The sequence below is a fragment of the Candidatus Bathyarchaeia archaeon genome, from assembly GCA_035283685.1.
Classification (GTDB): domain Archaea; phylum Thermoproteota; class Bathyarchaeia; order Bathyarchaeales; family Bathyarchaeaceae; genus DATETJ01.
This window is the reverse complement of record DATETJ010000009.1, coordinates 120,772-146,432: the sequence shown is the minus strand read 5'-3', so window position 1 is coordinate 146,432 and position 25,661 is coordinate 120,772. Positions and strand designations below refer to the sequence as shown.

The window sequence follows — 25,661 nt, the reverse complement described above, 5'->3', positions numbered from 1 at the left end:
TGGCTTTTTCTAATGGGTTATGGCATGTCTAGACTCCCTGCTGAGCCAGCACTGGTCGGTAGGGATCATGAAATTGAGCAACTTACGCAGCATCTTTATTCTGCTTTGAATGGAAAAGGAACTACGGTGTTTATTTCTGGAGAGGCTGGGGTCGGAAAGACTAGACTTGCCAACGAGTTTCTGACTCTTGCGAAGAAGAAGGGAACAGGGATTTTTGCAGGTTGGTGCTTAAGCGAGGCAAACATCCCTTATTTTCCTTTCAGAGAGGCCTTCAACAGTTACATATCCGCCATAAGCGATGGAAAAACGAAATCCGTTATATCGAAGCAGTTGAGAACCACTGGATGGTTTGAGGATTCGGAATTTGCGCAGGAACCTAAGAAACATGAACCATATTTGACTCCTCAAATCGAGAGAGATAGAACCTTTGAAGCAGCCGCAAGAGTTCTTCTTCAGCTATCTGCCCAAGAGCCTCTGATTTTGTTCTTGGATGATTTGCATTGGGCAGATCCATTAAGCCTAGCTTTGCTTCACTACTTGTCAAGAGAATGCAGAAACTCTCGGCTTCTCATCATTGGAACATACAGGCTGGAAGAACTTGCTCATGCTGAGGGAGAGAGACCTCATCCCCTAGAAGAAACTATGTTCTCAATGAGCCGAGAAGACCTTCTGACCGAAATGGAGTTGACCCGTTTAAGGCGAAATGATTTCCCGGAGCTTTTAAAGTCGATTTTTCGCTCATCGTTGAATGAGAAATTCGAGGAAAAGCTTTTTGAAGAAACCGAAGGCAACCCCTTGTTCGCAATTGAAATACTCAACATGCTTGCAGATGAAGGTCACCTTTCAAAGATAGATGAACGCTGGACACTCACTGGTTCAATGGAAAAAATGGGGATACCTTCCAAGGTCCACGAAGTTATCACTCGAAGATTTGTAAGACTAGATCGCGAAAAAAGGAAGCTTTTGGACGTCGCTGCCGTTTGTGGCCATTCTTTCACCCCCGACATTTTGAGTAGAGCATTGACAGTAGATGTAGCCGATGTTTTGCGAATGCTGGTTGAACTTGAGCAGAAACATCGATTAATACATTCAATCGATTCTGAATTTGAGTTCACGCATCACAAAATTAGAGAAGTCATCTACGGAAGTCTGCCCACCGAACTTAGGAGGATTTACCATCTCAAAATTGCGCATTGTATTGAACAAGCCCTCACTAAACAAATCACGGACGGTTACATGGCAGACATGGTTCTTCACTCTATCGAAGGGGGTGTTTCCGAAAAAGCGTTTGAATACCTCCTTAAACTTGGTGAAAAAGCTGCAAATATTCATGCAAATGCACAAGCGATAGATTATCTAAATGAAGCATTAGAGACCGCTCAAAAAACCCCAAGCCTTGGCACAAGCGAAAACCTTGCTAAAATCTACAAAAACAGAGGCATAGCTTGGCTGAACCAAGATGAAAAGACGAAAGCCAGATGCGATTTCAATTCCATGCTGCAAAATGCAACAAACGTCAAGGACGAATCAATGATCGCAGAAGCACACTATTGGTTAGGTAGCTCTTATGAGACATATTTCGGAGAAATGGAAGAAGCTATGCGGCATCTTACAACAGCGCTTGAAACGGCTAGAAGAACAGGCAACAAACCTCTAGAAGCTAGAAGTCTAGGAGCGATTGGCTATGCACTTGTGTGGGGGCTGGATACAATAGATGAAGCCCGCGTGCGGCTTGAAGAGTCTTCTAGGATATGCAAAGAAGTTGGTGACAGAATCACCGAGGCCGGCAATCTCCAGACGCTCGGATTCTACTATAACTGGAAAGGCGAATTCAATCAAGCTGAGGAAAACCTCAACAAAGCACTTGCGTTAGCAGAAGAAGTCGGTAGCATCCCTTTAACAATGTACAAATTATGGTTCTTGAGCATGGTTCTTGCGGGTAGAGGAGAATACAATGAAGCCATCTCAACTGGGCGGAGGTCTCTTCAACTCGCCCGGGATTATGGTGATGTGTCTCTATTTTGCATGATCCTCAACACTCTCGGTTGGATTTATCATGACTTATCAAACGTCGAACTTGCCTTGAAATACAATAACGAAGCAATAGAGAATGCTAGAGGACACCAAAAAAGCAGGGCAAGTGGTGCAGTGCCTATGTCCTTGTTAAACTTAGGAATGGATTATTTGTACAAGAATGACTACGAGAACGCAGAAAAATACTTCAGAGAAGTAATCACCCAGTATCAACAACATCGAGTGGGCTGGTGGCGCATCGAAACTCGCATACTCCTCGGTCGCGGAGTGATTGCACTGGCAAGAGGCGATTGCCATCAAGCACTAGAATTTGCCGAAGGTTCCCTAGCCATATCTAAGAAGGCTGGCGCAAAGAAGTACGTAGCCCAGGGCCTTAGGTTAAAGGCTGAAGTGCTCGCGAAAATGGGCAACATAGAGGAAGCAGTCAAGTTGATAGAGGAGGCTTTGAATTTGGCGCAGCAGATGGGCAGCCCAACCCAGCTCTGGCAAATCCATTATTTTTTTGGTCTCTTGGAGGAGAAACACGGGAACGCACGAAAAGCCAACGAGCATTATGTCAAGGCAATAGCTCTTATAGAAGCGGTAGCGTCACAACTCAACGACCCAGTCGTCAAGAGCACTCTATTGACATCTCAAGAGACAAGAGCCGTACGTGACGCGATCAATCGATCGACGCCGGATTTGACAGGGAGGGCGGCAGGGTTGAATGGTTTTGAGTCTGTAAATATAAGGGCTAGTTTTTCTGTTCCAAAGGAATTTGTCCCGAGTGAAGAGTTTGAGGTCAAGCTTGACTTGGTCAACGTTGGCAAAAGACCCGGCTTGTTAGTTAGGATAGACGATCTTGTGCCTCCTAGATGTAAAGTTCTGAGGGTGCCTTCTTATTGCGCATTGGAGGGTGCTTCGTTGAACATGAGGGGTAAAAGACTGGATCCTCTTTCTGTGGAGTCGGTTAGCATCTGGGTTCAGATCGCAGACATCGTCGGCGTCAGCTTGTCCCCTCAAGTGGTTTACGTTGATGAACTGGGAAATTTCAAGACGATTACAGTTGAAGAGGCTAAGATTCTTCCCGTTGTTAAGTTTGAGTCTAAGGTGTCTCAGGTTGTTTTCAACTATCTTGTTGACGCCTTTGTCGAGGATTGTGTGAAGCAGAGATTAAGCGTTGAGAAGTCTGGTTGGAGGAGTTTTCCTCAGATCATTAAGGGAGCTGGGGTGTCTAAGAGGAGTTTGTACGGAGCTGGTGGTCGTTTGGGTCATGGTTTGTCTGAGTTGCAGAGGAAGGGGCTGGTGGACTTGGAGACTTTTCTTGGGGAGAGGGGCAGAGGGGGACATATTTTGAGGGCTAGAATTCATTACGAGAAAGAGTTGGTTAGAAGGTATGTTAAAGAAAAGGCGCCAGATCTTCTGACATAGCTGAGATTCCTTCTTTTTCTGTAAAAGAAATACTGTTCGGCAACGAAATGGTAAATTCCCGTGTTTTTCTATGTCTTATGGTCGTTTTTCCCCTCGTGGGAAAAATGCTTAGGTATTTTTCCACAGCCTAGTTTCCCAGTGCAATCCTTATGGTTGGATTGCGCTTTCAGAACCTCTTGGGCAGCCGGTGCTTCCTGGGAGGCGCTGATATAAAATTGAAAGGAGAAATGGAAAAATGCATTTGAAAAAGCTGTTGAAGAGAACGTTTGTCTTAGCGCAGTTGGTGAGAAATTGAAAGATTTCAAAAATTTCGAAGTGTCAGCGGAAGCTATCGATTCATCTGTTTCAGGACTTCAGAATGGTTTCTTGGGCATAACACTGGCTCTTTCTTCGTTTGCTGTGTTGGGCAGCTTTGCCCTGCAGGCTTTCGTTGCTCAACCGTGTGTTTTCTGTTGGATTCTGAGAGGTCTCGCAGTGACCGTTCTGATCGCTTCGTTGGTCGGCTTGAAGCTTAAGATGAAGGGCACGGTGATCAAGGCGGTTGCCGCGTTTTCGATGCTTGGAGTACTGGTCTCTGGCTACCTGATCTACATTGAATCTTTCGCCTCTGACTCTCTGCTGTGCGCTGCAACAAGCGCAACGTGCAGTGGACCGCCAACGATTCTCGGTTTCACGCCATCTGTATATGCTCTCGGCATGTTCGCAGTGATTCTTGGTTCGTCAATGCTTGGCTCGATGTCCAGTAAGCTTGCTGGAATGAAGCGCATGGCTAGAGTTAAGTGGTGGACAACGGTACTGGTTGTTGTTTCGCTTGGTCTGCTGGTTGCCTATGTTGTGTTTCACTCTACTGTGCCTACGATGCGGTTTGTGAGTTCTGAAGGCCCTTACATGTCCAGCGTGTATTCTTTGAGTCCAAAGATTGATCCAGTGTTGAATTCGGGCAAGATGGCGTTTGTGTATTTCTACACAGACTGGTGTCATTACTGTGCCAAACAGACGCCGATTGTCAACGAGTTCGAGACTTTGTACAAGGATGAAGTTGTTTTCATTCGCGTCAACGGTGACGAGAACACACAGGTGTTAGGAGAGTTTGGCGTAAACGGATTTCCAACGATGCTCTTGATTTTTGAAAAGAGTGCAAAAGGGTATTTGTATCGTGATTTCAGAGGCTTCAACACTGAGTCAACGTTGAAAGCGAGCATTGACAAAGTGCTTGCAGCTCCATTGCAGAGCGTCGAATCGGTTCCAGTCATCGCAGAAAGGAGATATCCTGTTGAGTTGACTTTGGCTTTCTCTGGTCTCGCTGCTACCATTGTTTGCGCGAAGAAAAGGTCAGGCGTGCGAGGATTCTTGCCGATGCGTAGACTCGTCAATCAAGGGTCGGTGGTGGTTCTTGCCATTGTTCTCGCAGCGTCCTTTCTGTCGGTCTTTTCGTTCAGGATTGAACCTGTGAAAGCTCAGCTTTCCAGGCCGAGCAACTTCTATGAGCGTTGTGAGCCGCTCATAGACTGGTGGGAGAAGTACATTACAGAGATGCCGTGGGGTGACACATGGATGCCCGTGTATGACGGTGACAACATGCCAAAGCAGGCAACTGGCGAGGTTAGATATGCTAGGGTGTCCTCGATGGACCATCCTTTCAACCACGAGTCTCAAGACTTTGTCTTCAACGTAAGGCTTGACCCCGAATATTACCATCTGCTATCAGGTGTAAGCCCAGACTACGGGCAAGTAGAAAATCTGGGTGACCATGAAATGCACATGGAGTGGGAAACAGACTACTTCCACCAGTTCGCTTGGCCAAGCGTAGGTGATCGAGTTTGGCTTACGGGACTGTGGATTTGGGATTGCGGACACGAACCCAAGACCGAGTTCCATCCTGTAGTCGGCATTGCAACCCAGCGGCAAGTGCCTATGCGATGGTCCTCAGACAGCAGCCTATGGGGAACATACACTCCCGGAGTACGAACTGACATCTGGTTCAATACGCGAGGCGGAGGAGCCACGCACGAATATCTGTGCAACGATATTCATCATCCTGGACATGGAGACGCTTGTATCACGGCAGAAGATGCACAATACCAGCCGTGGTCCAACTTGATGGGCAGCGTTGAGGTTTGGCAAGACTGGGAGTTTGATGTTCAAATGCCTCCACGTCCTCCTGAAATCTATCCAGGGTATTATCCAGAGATTCAATATCGCATACTTTCTGGCCCTGTCGGCGGAGGACATAATCCAATAGTCACTCCCTTGCCAAATGAAAGCAAAATTCACGTCAAATTGCCCTTGGACACCTACGTTGGCCAGACTTATTCGCGCTCTATTGAGGCTCGCTGGGACTACGTGCCTTTACAACCAGCTCGGGAATTCTACATTGAATTTGATAGCATCAGTATAAGGGACAAACTAGAAGGCTGGGGCGATCAGGGAGAATATCGTCTGGCAGCAAACGTTAATGATAAATGGTTTTGGCTATCTCTTCCAGGCGATGTGACAGACGACAGATACTACCTGGATCAGTCCCAATATGTTGCCGTATTTCCATCCGACAACATTCACTTGTGGGTCTCAGGATATGAAGATGACAAGGATTTAGTTCACGGTTACGTGGACGATAACCCTGGAGTAGCCGAACAGAGGTATTACTCGTGGCACGACTTCGGGGTGATCTCAGAGAGCACATCAGGCGAATACTGGATGGAAGCACCTTATCGTTGGGACGAATCATGGCATTCCCACGATCCTCAGCTTTATGACCGAGTGAAAAAGGAAGGCGACGGACCGTGGTATCACAACCTATTCGCAAGGGAAGGATACAGTAATGAGGGGAATCACGATGGTTGCTACGAAGACTGGAAAGCACCCCAAGGAAGCTGTTTCTCTCTTAGATACCGCATATACGAAGTTGGTCATCCATATGTCACGCCGTCGAGTCGTCTAACCTTTGGAAGCCCTAGTTACATCTCAAGTGATGGAAAAGCGGTCATCACATCTGACACGTCTTTGACATTGACTGCCAGTGGACTCGACTACAACCGCCTACAATATCGTTACTGGAAGGTAGGCGATCCCATGCCTTCATGGAGCCGAGGCAGGTTCGAAGCAAACTCCGCCACAGTCTCAATTAAGCTTGAGGGTGTCGAATGCCACTTTACAGATGACATGCTAATATGCTCGCCTTTTCCTATTCCTCTTGAGGATGGGGTATACATTCTCGAATACGCTGCACAAGGCTACCAAACCCAGGAACCGTACGGCGACGGAACAGAACAGAGACACGTACAGATCTTGCACCTAAACAACGGCCCACCACAGACAACACTGGAGGTCGACGAACCTCGATTCACTGACGCGTTGGGAAACACCTACGTGACGTCGGACACAGTCATGGAATTCAACGTGGACGACGTTTCGGGCGCACCTGAAACCTACTACAAGGTCGACGACGGCGAGTGGAAAAACTACATGAGTCCAAGACCAGCAATGAGATGCTTTAGGCATCCCACATTGGACCTGTTATGCACGGGAGAGCCAATAGTACTAGGCGACGAATTCAACCCTCTCACAAGGGCGTACAGTGACGGCCCGCACAACATAAGCTACTACAGCATCGATAGACTAGGACACGTAGAAACAACAAAACAGACCACGCTAATCCTAGACAACGCGCTACAATACATTACACTCAACGCGAACCCGCGTGTCACTATCTCTCCGCCGGAAAAGCGCAGTCAATACGGTGAGCCAGGGCAGACAGTAAGATGGAGAGTGGCAATCTACAACCCTAACGCTGTCACGGAAACTTACAGGATAACAACCAACTGGTACGTAAAATTACACGGTCTGGATTTTGAGTTCGACAACCCTTACGAAAAGCTGTCCAAACTTCCAGTTACGTTGGGACCAGGCGGAGCTACGAACAGAACGTTGAGTGTTTCCCTGCCGCTTGTGGATCCCCCCTTTTGGGACCTGGTCAAACCTCCAATATGGACATACTTCAGAGTGAATGTTGAAAGCGTAAGCAATCCCGAGCTTTCCAGTTTTGCCCGCGGGAGACTTGCAATAGTGGACGATGACGACACAGATGCGCCAGCAGGATCAGCTCTCAATCCGCCTGACGGACAAATATACACACATGAATATCCATCAGACATTCGACTATCAGTGCGATGGACAGACGACAGTGATATTTCTTGGGTGTACTTCTACTACAGATACGAATCCCCCGACGGGTTTTCACACTGGAATTGGATGCTCCCACAAGGCTCTTCCCAAGGAGTTTACTGGTACGACATATTAAGGAGCGAATGGACCGCGCACCTCAACCAAAGAATTCAATGGTTTTCAACAGCTTTTGACAACGACACCGACAGATCTGACGACAGCCTAATGGGAGTTTTCCCAACCACGCCAGCAACCATCTCAGTTGTTATTCCAAGTTATGGAGTTGACATCTCGATTGACCCGCAAGTAGCGGGCAACGAACTCAAAACCACAAAATACACCGTAAGTATCCACAACACTGGAAACGTGCCCGACACCTACGACCCAACTTTGCAGGGACTAGACCCGACATGGTTCTACTTCTCTCAGGCATCGATCACAGTCAACCCAAGCGAAACAGCCACAGTAGACTTGTTCGTCACGCCACCGTCGGAAACTGCCTTCATACTAAAAGACTACAACTTCAGGGTGACCGCAGCCTCACAAAACTCACCGAGCGCAACAGACAGCGCAGACGCTACACTAACACTTGACTTCACACCCATGTTGCCAACCACGCCAGAGGGCAGCTTGACCGTTGCCGTCATACCAGAAGCCTCGACCCTGACGATGCCAGCCATGACCACACAGACGCAGTTCCCTGTTGACCTCAACGTTGAAGTCTACAACAACGAAAACTTCGACGACGCAATAACAATAGCGCTGACCAACACCGGAATACCGCTCCAAAATCAAGCCCACCTACAATGGTTTTCATGGACGACACAAAAAGTCTTCATCCCAGAAGGAGGCTCCATCACCATCCCGGTGACAGCAACCATCCCAAGATACGCGACACCTGGCTTCAAATACTTCAACGCAAGCGCCACATCAGTTGGATGGGCGCAGTCAAAAGCGACAACACAAGCAAGCATATTCGTATTAGACTACCACCTGACAAACGCACTTGAGAGAATCAGAATTCTGCGAGAACACGTGTCAACTCTCTATGAAGACAGAAACATTGATCAGTACAAGCACGACCGGATAATAGGCGACCTTGCAAGAACAGAAACCGACATCACAAACGCAATAAACTATCTTGACACAGTCAAACACGGCTTCGACGACAAACCAGAAGGCTTGATCGCCCTCAAATTCGCAGTAAGCAGACTTGAATACCTGAAGAACGACCTGAAGAACTGGGTCAAATACGGCTACATGCCAAGCAACACCGCAGACCAAATCATCCAGCAGCTCGATGCAATAAACACGGTGATGTCAAGCAAAGCCAAGTTCGAGGCACAATCAGAAAGAGCCCTATCCGTCGACGCAGTTGAAGACTCAGAATCGCGACTGGGCTACAGTCGAGCTTGGCTCTGGAACGAAATCACCTACGCAGACAACTCCATCGTCCAAGGCGACTACTGGCTTGCCCAAGGATGGCTCTCAAAAGCCGTCGACTACTACAAAACCGCTTTCGGATACTCCCAACGCACAATCAAAAACGCCTACTCATGGTCATGGAGCATTCCTGCCGAAGACTGGATAGACCAACTCGAACAAAACCTGTAGACTCCTTTAAACCCAAACCTCCCCCTCTTTTTTCTGACTCACTCAACTTAGCTGTGGCTCACTCGGCAAGAAGAAAGTTAAATCCTCTCTTTTTTCCTGTGTCTTATCGTTGTTTTTCCCTTCTCGGGAAAAAAGCCTATGTATTTTCCCCATAGCGTAGTTTTCTAGACAATCCTTATGGTTGAATTGTGCTTTCGGAGCCTCTCGGGTAGCCGGTTCTTCCTGAGGCGCTGTTGAATAATTGAAAAAAGAATGGAAAAATGCGATGAAAGAAAATGAATGGAGAAAGGAGGTGAAAGAGAAATGAGAAAGATGCTATTAACGCCCCTCATGCTGTGTTTCGTTGCGCTTCTGTCCGCGCTGTCGATGCCCGCAGTTTCAGCACAGCCCAACGAGCCTCTTAGATGCGACGTGTCTTTTCAGCTCAATTGGGATTGGGTTGGCTTTGGGGGCTCGTCGCCATACACGTGGATTGGAACCATTTCAGGAGACATCGAAGGAACTGTCACACTCAGCCTGATCAGTGCTAGTTTTCCCGGCATCACAGAACATTATTCCGAAACATGGATCATCACGACAACCTACGGATCAATCACAATGTATCAAGAAGGCGTATGGAGCTTCAAGAGCTTTGAATTCAAGTCAAACGGCTGGATAACCGCTGCCACAGGAGCATGGGCATACCTGCTTGAAAGCGACGCCCACGTCCGCGGCGTGACAACGCCATTCCCAGTTCCTCCACCCACCCCAGTAACTGCCGCAGGCATAATGTGGATAGGTGGATTCGGTCCAGAGTGAAAAGATCAAGTCTCTCCACACGATTCCCTCTTTTTTGTCCATTTTTGTAGATCTGTCATAACTAGATTACAAGGAGCGATGCAAACAAGAAGGGATCAACTGGCACGCGCTCATAATTAATCAACTTAGTAGTGTTCAAGCATTCGATTATCCAACATGGCAGCCAACAAGAAATGAGGATTTAGCAGGAGACATCGCCAGCCGAATGACAGTGCAAGCTAAACTACGATCCCATAGCCCACGACTCAAATGTCACAGTTCAAAGCTGTGGGATAAGTCGTTCTCAGCTTCCCAAAAAGAGCTACAGCCTTCAACTACACGCAAGCCGAATGTTGAACCATCCAAAACAGACAGCAAACCATTATTCATTCAACCTAAACAGTGATGAAACTCGTCACAAGACAGCAGCAAATAAGCCAGAAACATCACCCTGAAACCAAAACAGACCGCAAGAAACAACGCCATGACTCGTTGATGTCACTAGGAACAACTTGACGACGACACTCACACAGCCTTCAACTCGCATCGCAGCACCAGCATAGAAGTAGTAGTCCATCAAACACGCGGCGCATACTACTACTTCTGAAGCCACTTGCCTAGACATCCAAAGAGTTGTTGTGGCAAACCCTTCAACGTCAACAACAACTTCACACAGCCACACGCGCACACACGCACAGAACCTCGGTATTATTACGGTTTCTAAGCCGAAGGTAACGACACATGAAAAACTCAGACCCCACACAAACAGCCTACGCCTGCATGTTCAACTACAACTGTCCAAGCAGTCCCAACACTACATGATAGAAGAAGGTATAAGGGGCATAGCGCCTTCTTCTTCTGAAATTTCTCTTTCCGCAGAGCCTCGGCAACATACCTAAACACCACGCAAACCAACATTAAACGTCACGCATGCCAACATAGAACGTCACGCTAGAACACCGGTCATCAGCGCCCAAAACACCATACAGAAACAACAACAGAACCCAAGACGCAAACTGAAAAGCTCAACTTTCACCCTGAAAAAATTTTTCCAAACTCATACTAACCATACTAAGCCCACTGCTCACAAGTCTTAAATACTGCCTAAAATAGAAAAAGAAGCCTACGGGATGGTTAAAATGGCAGGTCCAGAACTAGCCGTGGCTCCTATGCACAGAATATGCAAAAAAGCAGGCGCAGACAGAGTAAGCGAAAGCGCAGCAAAAACCCTAGCCAAAGTCCTCGACGAAATCGGCGTAAAAATCGCACGCGAAGCAATGGACTACGCCATGCACGCCGGACGAAAAACAATAAAATCCGAAGACATAGAAATAGCATCCAGAAAAGTCATGAGCAAATAGACGCTTCTCGCTCATCCTCCAGTTTTGAAACAAGCTAACAAACCTCCAAAACTCTCCAGGCAAGAACATAACCAGAGACTTTCCTTCTCCAAGCTAGTCACCGAGAAGAGAGTTAAGTTTATATTTCCGAGAAAAATGCAGTAGTGAGAGGTTTAAAAGAAAACTAGGTAAATCGGAGGAAATTAGAAACATGGCTTACCTAACAACACAGGGCGGACAACCTGTGCTCATACTGAAAGAAGGAACAGCGCGGAGAAGAGGCAAAGAAGCGCAGCGAAACAACATCATGGCAGCGCGCGTGATCTCAGAGGTTCTGCGAACTACTCTAGGACCTCGCGGTATGGACAAAATGCTGATCGACAGCCTCGGTGACATAACAATCACAAACGACGGAGCAGCAATCCTCGACGAAGTGGAAGTTGAACATCCAGCGGCCAAAATGATTGTCGAAGTAGCCAAGACGCAGGACGACATGGTCGGCGACGGCACCACAACAGCCGTTGTGCTGGCGGGGGAACTCCTACGAAGAGCTGAGGAACTACTCGATCAAAACATTCATCCAACGGTGATTGTCAGCGGCTACCGCAAAGCAACTCAAATGGCCGTTGAAACATTGGACAAACTCGGCACCAAAGTTGACATCAATGACAGAGAAACCCTCAAGAAAGTGGCTTTAACGTCAATGGCAAGTAAGGCTGTTGGAGCGGCAAAAGAGCATTTCGCGGAAATTGCCATTGATGCAGTCAAACAGATCGCCGAGCAACGCGGAGACAGAATGATCGCCGACATCGATCAAATTCAAATCGTGAAGAAGGAAGGCAAAAGCCTATTCGACTCACAGCTAGTGAAGGGCATCATAGTCGACAAAGAAGTGGTCCACCCCGGCATGCCAAAACGCGTCGAAAACGCAAAAATAGCTCTCCTAGACGTGGCTCTAGAAGTGGAAAAAACAGAATTCAGCGCCGAAATCAGGATCCGAGACCCAACTCAAATCAAGGCATTTTTGGACCAAGAAACACGCATGCTAAAAGAGATGGTGGACAAGATCAAAGCCTCAAACGCAGACGTCGTCTTCTGCCAAAAAGGCATCGATGACATGGCGCAACACTTTCTGGCCAAAGAGGGCATTCTAGCGGCGCGCCGAGTGAAACAGTCAGACATGGAAAAACTTGCAAGAGCCACAGGAGGCAAAATGGCCAGCAATCTCAAAGACCTCAAGGCACAAGACTTGGGCAAAGCAGGGCTTGTTGAAGAACGCAAGGTCGGAGAAGACAAGATGGTGTTTGTCGAAAACTGCAAACATCCCAAATCAGTGGCAATCCTCATCCGAGCTGGACTTGAACGAATGGTGGACGAAGCAGAACGGGCCATGAAAGATGCCTTATCAGTCGTCTCTGATGTCATCGAGTACAACAAAATCGTACCTGGCGGAGGAGCCATCGAATCTGCGGTTGCCAGAAAACTCAGAGGCTATGCCACTGAAGTCGGTGGAAGAGAACAGCTAGCCATTGAAGCGTTTGCTGAATCCATGGAAGTAATACCCAAGACCTTAGCTGAAAACGCAGGGTTAGAACCCATAGACATCTTGGTTGGGTTGAGGTCAGCCCATGAGAAAGCTCGCGGCGAAGCCAAAGGCGTCAATGTTTTCACAGGCAAGATCATGGACATGCATGGCGAAGGCGTAATCGAACCTTCGAGAGTCAAGGAACAGGCCATCAAATCGGCTGGAGAGGCTGCATGCATGATACTGCGCATCGACGACGTGATTGCTGCCACAAGGCCCAAGGAAGAGAAAGGTCCAGGCAGACCAGGCGAAGGCATGGACGAAGAGTATTAGCCTCTTCCCAACCACTTTTTCTCACTTTATCTGATTTTTCCGTCCAAGTAGATTACGTCACTCTTTCAGTCTCTAGTTCATAAGCAGTAATCTAAATCATGAGTTCATAATGGATTTATTCAATGTAACGCAGATGTCTCTAGACTCACGAGACTCCATTCCGAGGAAAACCCATTGTACCAACGCGACTTCGAAAAGCTACTGCTAGAAGCGGTTGACGAGCAATTGAATTCGCTGGGGGAATCCTCGAAACAAGCCCTTTACTTCCACCTTGAAAGAGGTTTCAACATCAAAAGGCAGGAAATTCCTTACAAAACTGAGGCTTTTGTGACGGCAATGGAGAAAATCTTCGGGTTGGGTGCACAATACTTAGAAATATTGATTATGAAAAGTCTTCATGAAAAAATCGATTACCGCGTCAATCTGAACGCACCAAATTTGACTTTCGTAAAGTACGTTGAAGCAGCAAAGCAAGGCTATTGTCAGAGGAAGGCGAGCAAAAAGGAGGAGCTAAGTCAGTGCCATCGAATCAAAGCGAAGTGCTAGTTGAGTCCATTGCGTCTCAAGGCAAGACGCTGGCAGAACGGCTTTCGGCTTTGAACTATTATGGGGGAAAGCTAAACTCTGCGAGCGACCTCTTACAAGTTTACGAGCTCACTTTAGATGCTATGCAGCAAATATTGGGCTTCGAGCAAGCAGCGTTTTTGATAAAGAACAAAGGTTACATCCGGGTTGCATGCCAACGAGGCTATTCTAATCCTCTGGATTTCCAGCTGCCTTTGGACGGCAGCAAGAAAGGCATCACCGTGATGGCTGCCAACAATCGTAAGCCTGTTATCGTGTACGACGTGACTGAAGCACCTGATTACGTGCTAGGTTCACTCGACATCAAGTCAGAGCTGGCAGTTCCAGTCGAAATCGAAGGCAGAGTTGTAGGCGTCATAAACGTGGAGAGCAAACGGCTGGGAGCATTCGACGAAAAGGACGCAACGTTGCTTCAAATTCTAGCTTCACACGCTGCGACCGCAATCAGCAATCTTGAGAAGCGCGAAGAGATTGAGAAACGCTCCAACCAACTCACCTCACTAATGAAGAGTTCGGCTGAACTGATTCGCTCAACGGATCTACGCCAAAGGCTGCAAAAAATAGCTGAGGCAATCACCGAACTCGGATGGCGAAGAGTGGTCATCTCTGTAAGAAACGAGGACCTAGAAATCGAACGCCCTGACGACTTGGTCACCGTTGGGTTGACAGACGAGGAAAAGCAGTTCCTATGGGATAAAAGGCCCCCTGGACATGTCTGGCGCGAACGATTCGGACAAGAATTCCAACGCTTCAAACTAGGTGAATTCTACCACCTCCCATGGAATGATCCCTGGGTCAAAGAAAGATTCTCCAACACAACCATTGACAGCCACCTTTCACCTGAGGAAATGGTTGACTGGGACCCTCAGGACCTGCTCTACGCACCACTCAGATTAGCAGAGGGACGCATAGTCGGCGTGTTGAGCATAGACGATCCATTAGATGGCAGGCGCCCGACTAAGGAGTCTCTTGCACCACTGGAACTCTTCATCCATCAAGCTGCTGTTGCCATTGAGAATGCTAAACTATTCCACCAGCTTGACGACGCAAAAAACCAGATCAAAGAATACGCTGAACACTTGGAGGAGAAAGTGAAAGAAAGAACACGTGACCTAAAGGAAAGCGAAGAGAGACTGAAGAGCATACTAGCGGCATCGCCAGATGCCATCACAGTCACTGATCTGGAAGCAAACGTCACGATGTGCACGGAACAATCTTGGAAAATGTATGGTGGCTCGTCAGAGGATGACTTGATCGGAAGGAGAGCAATTGAACTCATTGCCGAGAAAGATCGCCAAAAAGCATTGGAAAATATGAAGGAAACGTTTGAGAAAGGTTTAGTGAGAAATGTGGAGCTCACTCTGCTGACCAAAGAGGGTCGCGAGTATCCGGCTGAGCTTTCAACGAGTGTTGTTCGTGATGCTTCCGAAAAGCCCGTTGGCTTTGTCGCAGTTACGAAGGATATCTCTGAACGTAGACGAATGCAGCAGCAACTTCTGAAAGCGGAGAGATTCGCAGCGATCGGCGAAGTAGCCGCCATGGTAGGACACGACTTGCGCAATCCTTTGACTGGCATTGCAGGCGCTGCCTACTATCTGAAATCAAAACTTGGTGCAAACCCCAACAAAAAGTCAAAGGAGATGCTTGAGCTTATTGAGAATGACATTCGGTACTCCGATAAAATCATAACTGATCTCCTGGATTATTCGAGAGAGATCAGACTGGAACTCGGAGATAGCACACCTAAGGAGATGCTTCGAAAAGCTCTGGTCCTTTCAAAGGTCCCCGATAACGTCTACTTGCAGGACAGGACATCCAGCAGACCACGGGTGAGGGTCGATGTTGAAGCGTTAGAAAGAGCCTTCGTTAACATCATCAAGAACGCGATCGATGCAATGCCTCAAGGCGGTACACTCACCATCTCAAGCAAGCTGTTGGATGGCAACTTGGAAATTGTGTTCAGCGACACTGGCACGGGCATGTCAGACGATGTGTCCTCCAAAATATGGACGCCCTTCTTTACGACGAAGGCCAAGGGAATGGGCCTGGGTTTGTCCATCTGCAGGCGAATCGTGGAAGCTCACAACGGAAGAATTTCCATGAAAAGCACCGAGGGCAAAGGAACCACATTCACAGTGACTCTTCCACTTGAACGTGAAGCCTTCGGAGGTGAGCGGCTTGGATGAAAGGGCACGGATTCTTGTCGTCGACGACGATGAAAGCATAAGAAAAGCCTTGTCAGCGGTTCTAGAAGAAAAAGGGTACTATGTTGACACGGCTGAGAGCGGAAATGAAGCCATACAGAAATCTAACGCCAATTTCTACAACCTTGCGTTGATAGACATCCGACTACCTGATATGGAAGGCACGATGCTGCTAAAGGCTATGAAAGACAGTATTCCACCAATGGTCAAGATCATTGTCACGGGTTACCCTTCGTTGGGAAATGCTATGGAAGCAGTGAACAAAGGAGCCGACGCGTACCTACTGAAGCCGGTTGTTATGGAGAATGTTCTGAAAACTATCAGAGAGTACTTGAAAAAGCAGGAAGAAGCTAGAAAATACAGTGAGGACAAAGTCGCCGAGTTCATCGAGACCCGAGCAAGAGAGCTAGAAACAGAAACAAACATCACTCAAGGATCGCGGTAAATTCGCATTTTCTATAACTCAAATTTTCCCGTGTTCTCATTATATTCTGCACACGGTTCAGGGTGCACTTTTCGGGTTAATAGTTTCGCTTTTCTCCCTCTGCAATCCTGCTTTCTGTCCTGACGCTATGGTTTAAGAAGCTCTCAGAGTCATTGGCTTCATTTCCACTTAATCGCGAAATTGTTGGAATGCGGGAAAGGTTTGGTGGAATTGAAAAAAGGTTTTTTCACTCTTAACATGCTACGTGGATGGATACTTGACGTATACCCTTCAGCTTTTGGCGAAGTTACTGTTTGGATCATTACTGAAGGTGGAGAGCGTGTTAAGTTCGTTGACGCATTTCAGCCCAAGATCTACGTATCGGGCAGCGTCGCTGATTTATCTAAACTAATCATCGAGTTGAGGAGTAACGAATCTGTTGCCAAGTGGCGTTTTACAGAAAAATTTGCAGATTTGATGCATGATAAGAAAGCCAAAGTATTGGAAATTACATTAGTGGATTGCCGCGTAAGACCTCATTTTGCACGTAAAATCCTGAGGTTAGGCAGGCATGAGAAGTATAAACTTTACAATGTTGATGTGCCTGATGTTCAGGCGTATTTGTATGAGAAGAGCATTTTTCCACTGGCTTACGTTGGAGTTGCTGTTCAGGGCAAGCGTCTGGCTTATCATTTAATGGACTCAGTTGAAAGCGTTGATTACAGGCTACAGCCACTTCGCCTACTCAACTTGCGGGTTCAAATTGCAAAGAAGAAAGCTTTTCCATCTCTAGGTGACACAATTGATAACATCGTTCTTGAATCCAGCGGTAGAGAAATCTTCATCAGTGAAGGCGATGAAAGGCAGAAGCTTCTTGACATGGTTAAGGCTGTGCAGAAAGAAGATCCGGACATTATTTTTACTGAAGGCGGCGATTCCTTTTTGTTTCCGTATCTGGCTCACCGTGCGCTTGCTAATGGCATTTTTCACAGTCTCATTTTAGACAGAGCTGGCGTCCCGTTGAGAACGGAAAGGAGAAGCGGAACAACTTTCTTTTCCTATGGTCGAGTCTACTTCAAAGCGCCTGCGCACAGGCTGTATGGACGCATACATGTTGACGTGCAAAACACGTTTGTTTTTTCCGCGTGTGGTTTGCAGGGTCTAATCGAGGTATCAAGAACTTGCGGGGTTCCGTTGCACAGGGCAGCGAGAGCTTCCATAGGTACAATAATGTCTTCACTGCAGCTATTTCAAGCAATCAAAGACGATATTCTTATCCCTTGGAAGAAAAGCGAGCCCGAATCATACAAGTCAGGCTGGGAGCTACTTGTAGCAGACCGAGGCGGATTCATCTTCGAGCCTAAGCTTGGGATACATGACAATGTGGTTGAAGTTGACTTTACCTCTATGTTTCCAGTGCTGATGGCCACCCGAAACATTTCGGCAGAAACAATCCTCTGCAAATGTTGTCCCGACTCGTCAATCAGGGTGCCTGAACTGGGCTACAACGTTTGCCGTAAACGAGAGGGTATAATTCCTAAGACATTGTGGCTTATTCTCGGAAAAAGAAGACTATACAAGGAGCTTAGAAACGAAACTGAAGACTTGGAGCTCAGAGAAATCTATGATCAGAGACAGAGTGCATTAAAGTGGATTCTTGTTACCTGTTTTGGGTACCTAGGCTACAAAAATTCTCGATTCGGCAAAGTTGATGCGCATATAGCGGTCTGTGCCTTTGCCCGTGATGCACTGCTAAGGACTATGCGAATCGCTGAGCAACGCGGGTTTGAAGTTATCCACGGGATCGTTGACTCTTTGTGGCTGAAGAAGGAAGGCGCCGATCCCAGAGACTACGCAGAACTATGCGGTTCGGTTAGCCGAGAAATTGGAGTGCCGTTGAACGTTGAAGGGCGATACAGGTGGATTGTCTTTTTACCCTCAAAAACTCACGCAGGTTTTCCAGTTCTGAATAGGTACTACGGGGCTTTTGACTCCCGAAAGATCAAGTTACGAGGAATCGAAGCCAGAAGAGCTGACACGCCCAAGTTCATTCATGATGCGCAGGTGGACATGATTAAGATTCTTGCCAAAGCGCGTAACTCAGAAGAGTTCATGCAAAGAATACCTGAAGCAATTGATGTGCTGCGAAGTTACGCTAAAAAGCTTGCTGAAAAAAGAGTTGAAGCTAAAGATTTATTGATAGCAAAGCGGCTTTCGCTGCATCCGTCTGAATATTCCCATGATGTTCTTCAAGCAATAGCAGCTAAGCAACTGATAAAGGCAGGTGCAAAAATAACAGCGGGACAAACAGTGCAATACCTGATAACCAATTCAGCAAACAAAAGAGCAAATCGACGAGTTAAGCTAGCTCAACTTATAGACGCCAACACTCACTACGACCTACAGAAATTCATGAACCTCTTGTTCTCATCTGCCGCAAACATTCTCGGTCCTTTTGGTTACACCACAAATGATCTTTATGACCTCGCTGTTAACTGTGAAGGACAAAAACCGCTTGCGTGAACTCAGTGCTACGCAACTCAACCTGTTAGAGGAAAGCAAATTAACCGAGGGAGGTCTTGATTATGTACGCTTCAGTGACAAGGATTATCGTGGCCATCGACGAAGACGAAAATGACCACAGTACAGTCCCGGGGCTCCGGTAGTATAGTCCGGTCAAGTATAGTGGCCTCTCGAGCCACCGACCCGGGTTCAAATCCCGGCCGGAGCACCAACTATCAGTGAACATCTAAAGGACAGCTTGCATCTCATTTTCGGGGTTTCCTGAGCAGGTAAAGAATGTCAAGAAACGAGCGACACGGGTTATCTTCGCAGTCTCCAGTGCTGTGTCATCGTTTCAGTTTTGTGACCTGCCCGAAACCTGCGAAAGAGAATTCGATAAGGAAGTACAGTTCCATTTTCCATTAAGATTATATCTATGATAAGATTATGCGGTACCCACCCGATAGTGTCAGGCTTGTTGGAGCCAGAGCCAATGCATGCGCAACATAGCCTTGGTTGCCAGGAACGTCTTAAGAAGAAAAAAGTATGGTGGTAACAAGGCTTGACTGGGCTTCTTGGGACTCGGGCTTCCCTGTTTTCGGACATAGGCCTGATTCTGGAGGTAATGACTACGTTGTTTTTCACAATCGGGTATTTCTATGAAAGGAGGAGAAGAAAACACTGCGTTGTAATGGGCACGGCTGTGACAACAAACACTCTTTTTGTGATCAGTTACATGATAAGCAGACTAATCAGAGAGCAAGTTCCTGCCCCACCGGTACAGTTCGCCTCGATTTATCGGATGATTGTAATTCCTCACGGCATACTTTCAGTACTAGTTCTCGTCCTTGCAGTTTCTCAGGTGTTTCTGGCTTATAGATGGCGACAGAAGACGGGAGATGTTGTTGGGTTAGGGAAGAGAAAGAATGTGCACAGAAATATCGGTCTTGCAACCCTCGCACTTTGGTATGTTAGCTTTCTGAGCGGAGTGATAATATATGGAATCTTGTACGCCCTCTAAGTAATGTGGAATCGAGCTAGTATGACATCTTAACTGCTGAAAACCTAAGCACACGGTTGCCGGCGAATTCGAGTTGGGCTAGGCAGGAGCGCCATTTGGTAATATGGCGCTGATCTGAGGCTAGTCGAAAAGCCGGGGCTAGGCTTCGGCTTCTACTTTTTGTTCGTGTGACAAGCAGTCAACTATAGATGGACACCATAAGCATTCGTCTGGAATAGGCATGTTCTTTGGGAGTGTTTTCACGTATCCAAAAAAATGGGAGCATTTCTTCGGGTTTTCGTTCGGGTCCTTCTCGGTGCTCTTCTTCGGTGCCTCGGGCTGCATCTGAAATGGATCGTTTCGAATGTGTGGAAATTTAAAAATGGGTCTAGTTGCCTGCCAGCCTTCGGGCTTTGTGCTTTGCGATGGGCTTGCTTGAAGAACAGGTCTAGGTGATTCATCGACGGGACGCATTTTGGCGGTGGAAGCTTCGTCTTTCGAGGAACGCGGATTATCAACTTGGCTTTGGCCTTGGCGTGGAAAAGACGCTGGCTTAGCTGAGACTTCAGGTACGGGCTTCGCTTGAAGGCTAGCGGAATTGAATGTCTGGATGCTCACGCCGCAATGGGGACAGGCCTGATAAGACTCCGGCGGTGTCTTCGATAGGTCGGTAAGCCACACGGGTTTTTTGAAGACTCTTCTACACTTTTGGCTGGGGCACAGATAGTATGCTTGGTCTTCTCTTGATTCTCTTCTGAGCCAGCCTTTTTTGTAGACGACTATTACGTAGACTGTGAGGATTCCCAGTATGATCGATATCGTCAGTCCTGTCAACATGTCAAAGGAAAGAGCCATTGAAAATCACTCTTATCCGTTGACCGTTGCTTTGACTCTGTAGCTTCCGTCGCTTGTTGTAAGCCCGCCCCAGTTGTAGTTGCCCGTGAACACACCAGTTGCAGTTGCATAGATCGTGTTGTCACCTGCTGACAGCGTTATAGTTGTATTCACTGGTGTAGAGACCGGTACCCATGAACCCGTGTTCTGCTCCAGGGTCCAATTGACTGTCACGTCCTGAGCCGCCGCGTTTGTGATGTTGATTCTGGCATACCACTCAGTGCCGGTGTTTATGGATGGGAGGCTACCGACCCACGAGCTATTGCTTGCGTTGTCAAGGTTGTATTCCACTGAACCACCTTCTTGGATGACGGTCACAGTTGTACCTGTCAGCGTTAGTAGCACGGCGGCGTAGACCACGAAAACCGTTGTCACGGCCATCACAGTAAGTAAAGTCACTGTTAGGAATGTTCTCTGACTCTTCTTCGTTGCGCTCATTTCTTTTTGTTCACCTCCAATCAACCTCTATGTTGCGGAAGGAGACCCTGCTCGATGCTCCTTGCGTATATGGGAAGTGTATCGTATATATTAAGTCTGTTGTCGTCTGATATGGATTTTCGGTCCAACGTCGCATACTCAATGCAATGGAGAATGTTTGAAACCCACACGGCTGCACGTTGAGGCGCCTTCAATTTCGTGAACCGAGAAGAGGTAGCCCTGTCGAGCAGTAGTTGATGATTATCTTCAACTCTTTGTTGTCGAAAATGGAGTGAACTCAACTGGTTCTGGATTGAGGAGTCCTAAGGAGGGTGCATGGTGACACCGAGATTTGACCCCATCGCACAGGATTAGCCACAATCTACATCAGAAGAGAGTGTGTAGATGCCTCAAGCTGATTCGTGCTTCCATTCAGGTTTGCCAGATCAACCTCGCACATTACCCTTAACATCATTTGCACGACACAGAAAATACGGTCAGAACATTCAGATTTGAATGAGTTTTCTAATCACCTTAGCAGTGTCCTGCACTTTCTCAATAATCCCAAAGCCTGGTTGAGAAGGTGCAAACAACTGCGACATCTTATCAGGTGAAAGGAAAGCCAACGAGACTAGAAATACAATGCTTAGAAGGTAAAGAATTTTCGCCGACTCTACAGTCTCATCTTCGGATCCTAAAACTCCCACTAGTGTCTTGATCTGACACACGCCTTCAGCAAGCCATTGCCCCGACTTGAACACGAATCTGGATGCAGTTTTCCTAAGCATTTTGCCCAAACTAAACGCCAACCCGCAACCTTCTCCGCTCAGGTGTGAACTATGTCCAATGAGCACTATAATCATTATGCACACAAAATTCTGATTCAGAAGATTTCTACCTCGCGTCACGCTGAGATAATTCCTTTTTCATGGTTTCTTTTGAACGGACCACAACCGCTTTCGTGGACATTAAATGTATCCGCTTGTCGTTGTGTGGCGCAGTCACACTGCTTCAAGAACTGCGATGATATCGTGTCAGGCTGAGGAGTATGCCTTTCACGCGACTAATCCGGGCAACCTTGCCTGCACAGTTGAACGAAGGCGAGCTGACATGAGTAGAGGGTTTGCAGAAAATTGCACCGCAAAGTTTAAGTGAGTCTGTCATGACCTAGTCGTCATATGAAATTTACATCATAACATAAAGAAACAGAAAGACGCGAGGTCGGGAGAGAGGATTTGGATATGATGAACCGTGGACGAATCGAAATCATGGCGCATATACTGTCGTTCTGTGTTCAAGCTAGATTAAAAACACAAGTCATGTACAATACCAACATCACCTTTCGACAGTTTGAAACTTATGAGATATTGCTCTCATCCCAAGGCCTGCTTGCTCGAGAGGGAGGCAGATTCATGACAACTGAAAAGGGCCACAGGTTTGTCCATGCCTTTAATCAGCTTCAAAGCACGCTTGAAGACGTCCCGGGTCGAATTGCTGGCAACGGTTTACTTGTCTCAGCTAGACAAAGCACGCCTGCAACTAGTGTACTGGCAGTCAGATAGCTGAAGTTTCTCAAGAGTGAATGGGTTTGCGAAGGTTTGCGAGAGCAGAAGGTTATCGCGCCAGTACCTTTCTCTTTACATCCGGCTGAAGGACGCTCTTCCGGACCCAAAACTCCCTAAATCCCGTGGCTAGAGAAGACCCTTCATGACACCGCCGTCCACTTGGATGGCAGTTCCAGTTATGTAACTTGCTCGCGTGGATGCTGAGAAGACAACCAGATCTGCTATTTCGCTCGGCTGAGCCAGACGTTTCAGCGGAACCTGGTCTTTCCAGCCATTGATAATTTCCTTGGAAGTTGTGCCTTCCGCCTTCGCGCGGTTTTTGGCCAATTCTTCCACCCGTCTTGTCAATGTCCATCCTGGGCAGACGGCGTTGACCAGTATGCCATAGAGTGCCAACTCGTTTGCCAATGATTTTGACAGGCCGAATATGCCGGCTCGAATTGCATTGAGAGTATTAGTCTTTCCGCTGGTTGCTTCGCCACAAATGAGAACATGTTTATTATTCTTCCCCAATTTGCTTTCTGCCTATGTGGAATGACCGCTCGGCACGCTTGGACTACACTTATGAATAGCGAGTTGGAGATGTCTTGCCACTGCTGATCTGAAGACTCCACGAAGGTTGTCGGGGCGGTCCTCCAGTGTTGTTTATGAGGATGTCAATTTTGTTGAAGTGTTTGGCAGCGTTGTTAACCAGTACCTTGATTTCCTCTGGCTTCATTAGATCGGCTTTAACTGGCAAGATCTCATTTCCCGCTTGAGCCTCAATTTCCTTTGCAGCCCTTTTGAGTGCATTCTGGTTTCTGGCGCAGATTACAACTTTCGCGCCTTCTTGTGACAAGCCGAGGGCAATTGCTTTCCCAATCCCTGGCTTGACCCAGTTACGATTGCGGCTCGTCCTTTGAGCCCTAGATCCATCTATCTCCCACCCTACCAGAACCGTATTTTTTCAGGTTTGACTTGTCTTGAAATCCTTATAAGCACATAGCTCATTGTCCTACGATCGGACGGTGCCGGGCTCGATTAAGAGGGTTAGTCTTTGCCTCGACAATTGCTGACGATCTTGCAGTGAGCTTTTTAGCGAAGACAACATACAATCATGAGGAGCTGATGCTGTAGTTGTCGATCAGGCTCTATAATACGTTGACCCGAAAGCGCGAGATCTTCAAACCTTTGAAAGACAAAGAAGTGAAAATGTTTGTCTGTGGCTTAACTGTCTACGACTATTTGCACCTGGGTCACGCTCGAACCTACTCATTCTATGACACGCTTGCCAGACTCCTTAGATACGCGGGTTACAAAGTCACCTATCTGCAGAACGTAACCGACATAGGTCACCTACTCGACTCGGGTGAAGACAGAATGATCAAGAAAGCCCGAGAAGAAAAGAAGCACCCGCTCCAGATCGCAGACTTCTACTACAAACACGAATTGGAGATGTTTGAGAAGCTGAGAATCCAGAGGCCAGACCTTATGCCACGCGCCACTGAACACACTGAAGAGATCATAGAACAAGTCAAAACAATCTTGAGAAATGGCTACGCCTACGTCGTCGATGGCTCGGTCTACTACGATGTCTCAAAATTCGAAGACTACGGAAAACTGTCTAGGAGAAAAACAGAAGAACTCATCCCTGGCGCCCGAGTTGATGTTAGAGAAGAGAAACAAAGCCCCGCTGACTTCGCACTGTGGATAAAGGCTCCACCAGAACATATAATGAAATGGCCTTCACCATGGTCTCAAGGCTACCCTGGATGGCATATCGAAGACACAGCCATAGCCATGAAGTACTTTGGTCCTCAGTACGATATACACGGCGGCGCTATAGAGCTGGCCTTTCCACACCACGAAGCCGAGATTGCTCAGGCTGAGGCTACAACTGGAATCAAGCCTTACGTGAAATACTGGGTGCATGCGGGTTTGTTAACTATCAATGGGCAGAGGATGGGCAGATCTATGGGCAATATGGTCACAGTTATGGATGCTCTTACCAAGCACACGGCTGAAACCTTGAGGATGTGGATAGCATCGACTCATTATAGGAAACCCCTGGACTACAACGAGAAAGACTTGGATGTAGCCAAGGCTAAAGTTGACAGAATCATCTCGACATTGCAGAGAATAGAAGGAAACATTGAAAAGGCAAAAACAGGCGAAGCTAAGTTCTCCCGACAAATAGTCATATTAGAAAGACAATTTCTCAAAGCCTTGAAAGACGACGTGAATACGCCTCTTGCCCTGACTCGCTTATTCGAGATAATAACACTGACCAACAAACAAATAGACAAGAGGGAGTTCTCAAAAGCAGACCTCGAAAAAGCAGAGAAAACGATCCAAAAACTCGGAGAATTCTTTCAGATCATCCCAGAAGTGAAAGAGGAAAAAGCGTCAAGCGAAGTCTCAGATCTGGTTGAGAAAAGAGAGGAAGCTCGAAGAAGGAAAAACTGGACGCAAGCCGACGCGATAAGAGACCAAGTCAGGAAACTGGGCTACATAGTTGAAGACACTGCTGAAGGATCAAGAGTCAGAAGAGTTAAAGGTTAGGCATCTGCGCTGTTCTCAAGGCTCATTGAGCCGGTGAAACGATTACTTGTTTTTCCCTGGCGATCTCAAAAGGCTTCTTGGTCTCTGAGGTTTTAGGGAGGATCTCGAGGCCTGAGAATGCTCGGAAACACGCCAAGCTGCAAAACAGCATATCCATTTTGTCTAAAGTGCGGTGTTTTATCCATCCCTTGGGCTTGAAGAAAACGAGGAAGGCTTTGTCTTCCTTTTTGCACCAGTCGCAGGTTTTCGTGACCAAGATATGGTTCACTCATTAAGCAGCTCAATGGTAGGTAATCCTTAACGATTATGAAACAGGAATAATGATTGAAAAA

18 protein-coding genes and 1 tRNA gene are annotated in these 25,661 nt (G+C 47.3%); 13 read left to right on the top strand and 6 right to left on the bottom strand.

Annotation, left to right across the window (positions count from 1 at the left end; translation table 11 throughout):
• The first annotated feature begins 24 nt into the window (after positions 1-24).
• From VJ249_07415 to VJ249_07405, 3 genes are all read left to right on the top strand, one after another.
• Complete coding sequence (locus VJ249_07415; GenBank protein ID HKZ94390.1) at positions 25-3,444, top strand: AAA family ATPase; 3,420 nt, start codon at positions 25-27, stop codon at positions 3,442-3,444.
• Positions 3,445-3,735: 291 nt separating this feature from the next.
• Positions 3,736-9,222 (top strand): thioredoxin domain-containing protein, encoded by a 5,487-nt coding sequence (locus VJ249_07410; GenBank protein ID HKZ94389.1) that lies wholly within the window; start codon positions 3,736-3,738, stop codon positions 9,220-9,222.
• A gap of 303 nt (positions 9,223-9,525) precedes the next feature.
• Positions 9,526-10,020 carry a hypothetical protein gene (locus tag VJ249_07405; protein HKZ94388.1) on the top strand — a complete coding sequence of 165 codons (495 nt, stop codon included), beginning with the start codon at positions 9,526-9,528 and terminating at the stop codon, positions 10,018-10,020.
• A 394-nt stretch (positions 10,021-10,414) separates the two neighbouring features.
• Here the strand turns inward: VJ249_07405 and VJ249_07400 are convergent, their stop codons facing one another.
• Positions 10,415-10,687: a hypothetical protein gene (locus VJ249_07400; GenBank protein ID HKZ94387.1), complete on the bottom strand. Its 273-nt coding sequence runs from the start codon at positions 10,685-10,687 to the stop codon at positions 10,415-10,417.
• A gap of 421 nt (positions 10,688-11,108) precedes the next feature.
• On the opposite strand from VJ249_07400, the gene VJ249_07395 reads away from it, so the two are divergent.
• From VJ249_07395 to VJ249_07360, 8 genes are all read left to right on the top strand, one after another.
• Positions 11,109-11,360, top strand: a complete 252-nt coding sequence (locus tag VJ249_07395) for a histone family protein (GenBank protein HKZ94386.1) — start codon at positions 11,109-11,111, stop codon at positions 11,358-11,360.
• Between the two features lie 190 nt (positions 11,361-11,550).
• Complete coding sequence (gene thsB / locus VJ249_07390; GenBank protein HKZ94385.1) at positions 11,551-13,197, top strand: thermosome subunit beta; 1,647 nt, start codon at positions 11,551-11,553, stop codon at positions 13,195-13,197.
• Between the two features lie 174 nt (positions 13,198-13,371).
• Positions 13,372-13,743, top strand: a complete 372-nt coding sequence (locus VJ249_07385; GenBank protein ID HKZ94384.1) for a hypothetical protein — start codon at positions 13,372-13,374, stop codon at positions 13,741-13,743.
• Complete coding sequence (locus VJ249_07380; protein HKZ94383.1) at positions 13,716-15,968, top strand: GAF domain-containing protein; 2,253 nt, start codon at positions 13,716-13,718, stop codon at positions 15,966-15,968. The genes VJ249_07385 and VJ249_07380 overlap by 28 nt, the downstream gene beginning before the upstream one ends.
• Complete coding sequence (locus VJ249_07375; protein ID HKZ94382.1) at positions 15,961-16,431, top strand: response regulator; 471 nt, start codon at positions 15,961-15,963, stop codon at positions 16,429-16,431. Before VJ249_07380 ends, VJ249_07375 begins: the two co-directional genes overlap by 8 nt.
• Positions 16,432-16,641: 210 nt before the next feature.
• Complete coding sequence (locus VJ249_07370) at positions 16,642-18,933, top strand: DNA polymerase domain-containing protein (GenBank protein ID HKZ94381.1); 2,292 nt, start codon at positions 16,642-16,644, stop codon at positions 18,931-18,933.
• Between the two features lie 133 nt (positions 18,934-19,066).
• Positions 19,067-19,144 (top strand) — tRNA-Glu (locus VJ249_07365).
• A 330-nt stretch (positions 19,145-19,474) separates the two neighbouring features.
• Positions 19,475-19,933: a DUF420 domain-containing protein gene (locus VJ249_07360; GenBank protein HKZ94380.1), complete on the top strand. Its 459-nt coding sequence runs from the start codon at positions 19,475-19,477 to the stop codon at positions 19,931-19,933.
• A 138-nt stretch (positions 19,934-20,071) separates the two neighbouring features.
• Here the strand turns inward: VJ249_07360 and VJ249_07355 are convergent, their stop codons facing one another.
• The 3 genes from VJ249_07355 to VJ249_07345 all read right to left on the bottom strand — a co-directional run bounded on the left by VJ249_07355 (position 20,072) and on the right by VJ249_07345 (position 22,032).
• On the bottom strand, positions 20,072-20,767 hold the full coding sequence (locus VJ249_07355; protein HKZ94379.1) for a hypothetical protein: 696 nt from the start codon (positions 20,765-20,767) through the stop codon (positions 20,072-20,074).
• Between the two features lie 12 nt (positions 20,768-20,779).
• Entirely contained in the window at positions 20,780-21,244 is a 465-nt protein-coding gene (locus VJ249_07350; protein HKZ94378.1) for a hypothetical protein, read from the bottom strand.
• 485 nt (positions 21,245-21,729) lie between these two features.
• Positions 21,730-22,032: a hypothetical protein gene (locus VJ249_07345; protein ID HKZ94377.1), complete on the bottom strand. Its 303-nt coding sequence runs from the start codon at positions 22,030-22,032 to the stop codon at positions 21,730-21,732.
• A gap of 432 nt (positions 22,033-22,464) precedes the next feature.
• Here VJ249_07345 and VJ249_07340 point away from each other — a divergent pair, with 432 nt between their 5' ends.
• The gene (locus VJ249_07340) at positions 22,465-22,785 is read left to right on the top strand and encodes a winged helix-turn-helix domain-containing protein (GenBank protein ID HKZ94376.1); all 321 of its coding nucleotides are present in this window, start codon (positions 22,465-22,467) and stop codon (positions 22,783-22,785) included.
• 129 nt (positions 22,786-22,914) lie between these two features.
• On the opposite strand, the gene VJ249_07335 is transcribed toward VJ249_07340, so the two are convergent.
• Together VJ249_07335 and VJ249_07330 are read right to left on the bottom strand one after the other, a co-directional pair.
• On the bottom strand, positions 22,915-23,301 hold the full coding sequence (locus VJ249_07335; GenBank protein ID HKZ94375.1) for an SDR family oxidoreductase: 387 nt from the start codon (positions 23,299-23,301) through the stop codon (positions 22,915-22,917).
• 49 nt (positions 23,302-23,350) lie between these two features.
• Positions 23,351-23,626 carry an SDR family NAD(P)-dependent oxidoreductase gene (locus VJ249_07330; GenBank protein HKZ94374.1) on the bottom strand — a complete coding sequence of 92 codons (276 nt, stop codon included), beginning with the start codon at positions 23,624-23,626 and terminating at the stop codon, positions 23,351-23,353.
• Positions 23,627-23,904: 278 nt separating this feature from the next.
• Between VJ249_07330 and cysS the strand changes: the two genes are divergently transcribed.
• Entirely contained in the window at positions 23,905-25,329 is a 1,425-nt protein-coding gene (gene cysS, locus VJ249_07325; GenBank protein HKZ94373.1) for a cysteine--tRNA ligase, read from the top strand.
• Positions 25,330-25,661 lie beyond the last annotated feature (332 nt).

Bases quoted from the DNA above. Each gene is read 5' to 3' on its own strand.
- VJ249_07415 (HKZ94390.1), top strand. From the start codon at position 25: ATGTCTAGACTCCCTGCTGAGCCAGCACTGGTCGGTAGGGATCATGAA.
- VJ249_07405 (HKZ94388.1), top strand. From the start codon at position 9,526: ATGAGAAAGATGCTATTAACGCCCCTCATGCTGTGTTTCGTTGCGCTT.
- thsB (HKZ94385.1), top strand. From the start codon at position 11,551: ATGGCTTACCTAACAACACAGGGCGGACAACCTGTGCTCATACTGAAA.
- VJ249_07355 (HKZ94379.1), bottom strand. From the start codon at position 20,767: ATGGCTCTTTCCTTTGACATGTTGACAGGACTGACGATATCGATCATA.
- VJ249_07350 (HKZ94378.1), bottom strand. From the start codon at position 21,244: ATGAGCGCAACGAAGAAGAGTCAGAGAACATTCCTAACAGTGACTTTA.
- VJ249_07340 (HKZ94376.1), top strand. From the start codon at position 22,465: ATGATGAACCGTGGACGAATCGAAATCATGGCGCATATACTGTCGTTC.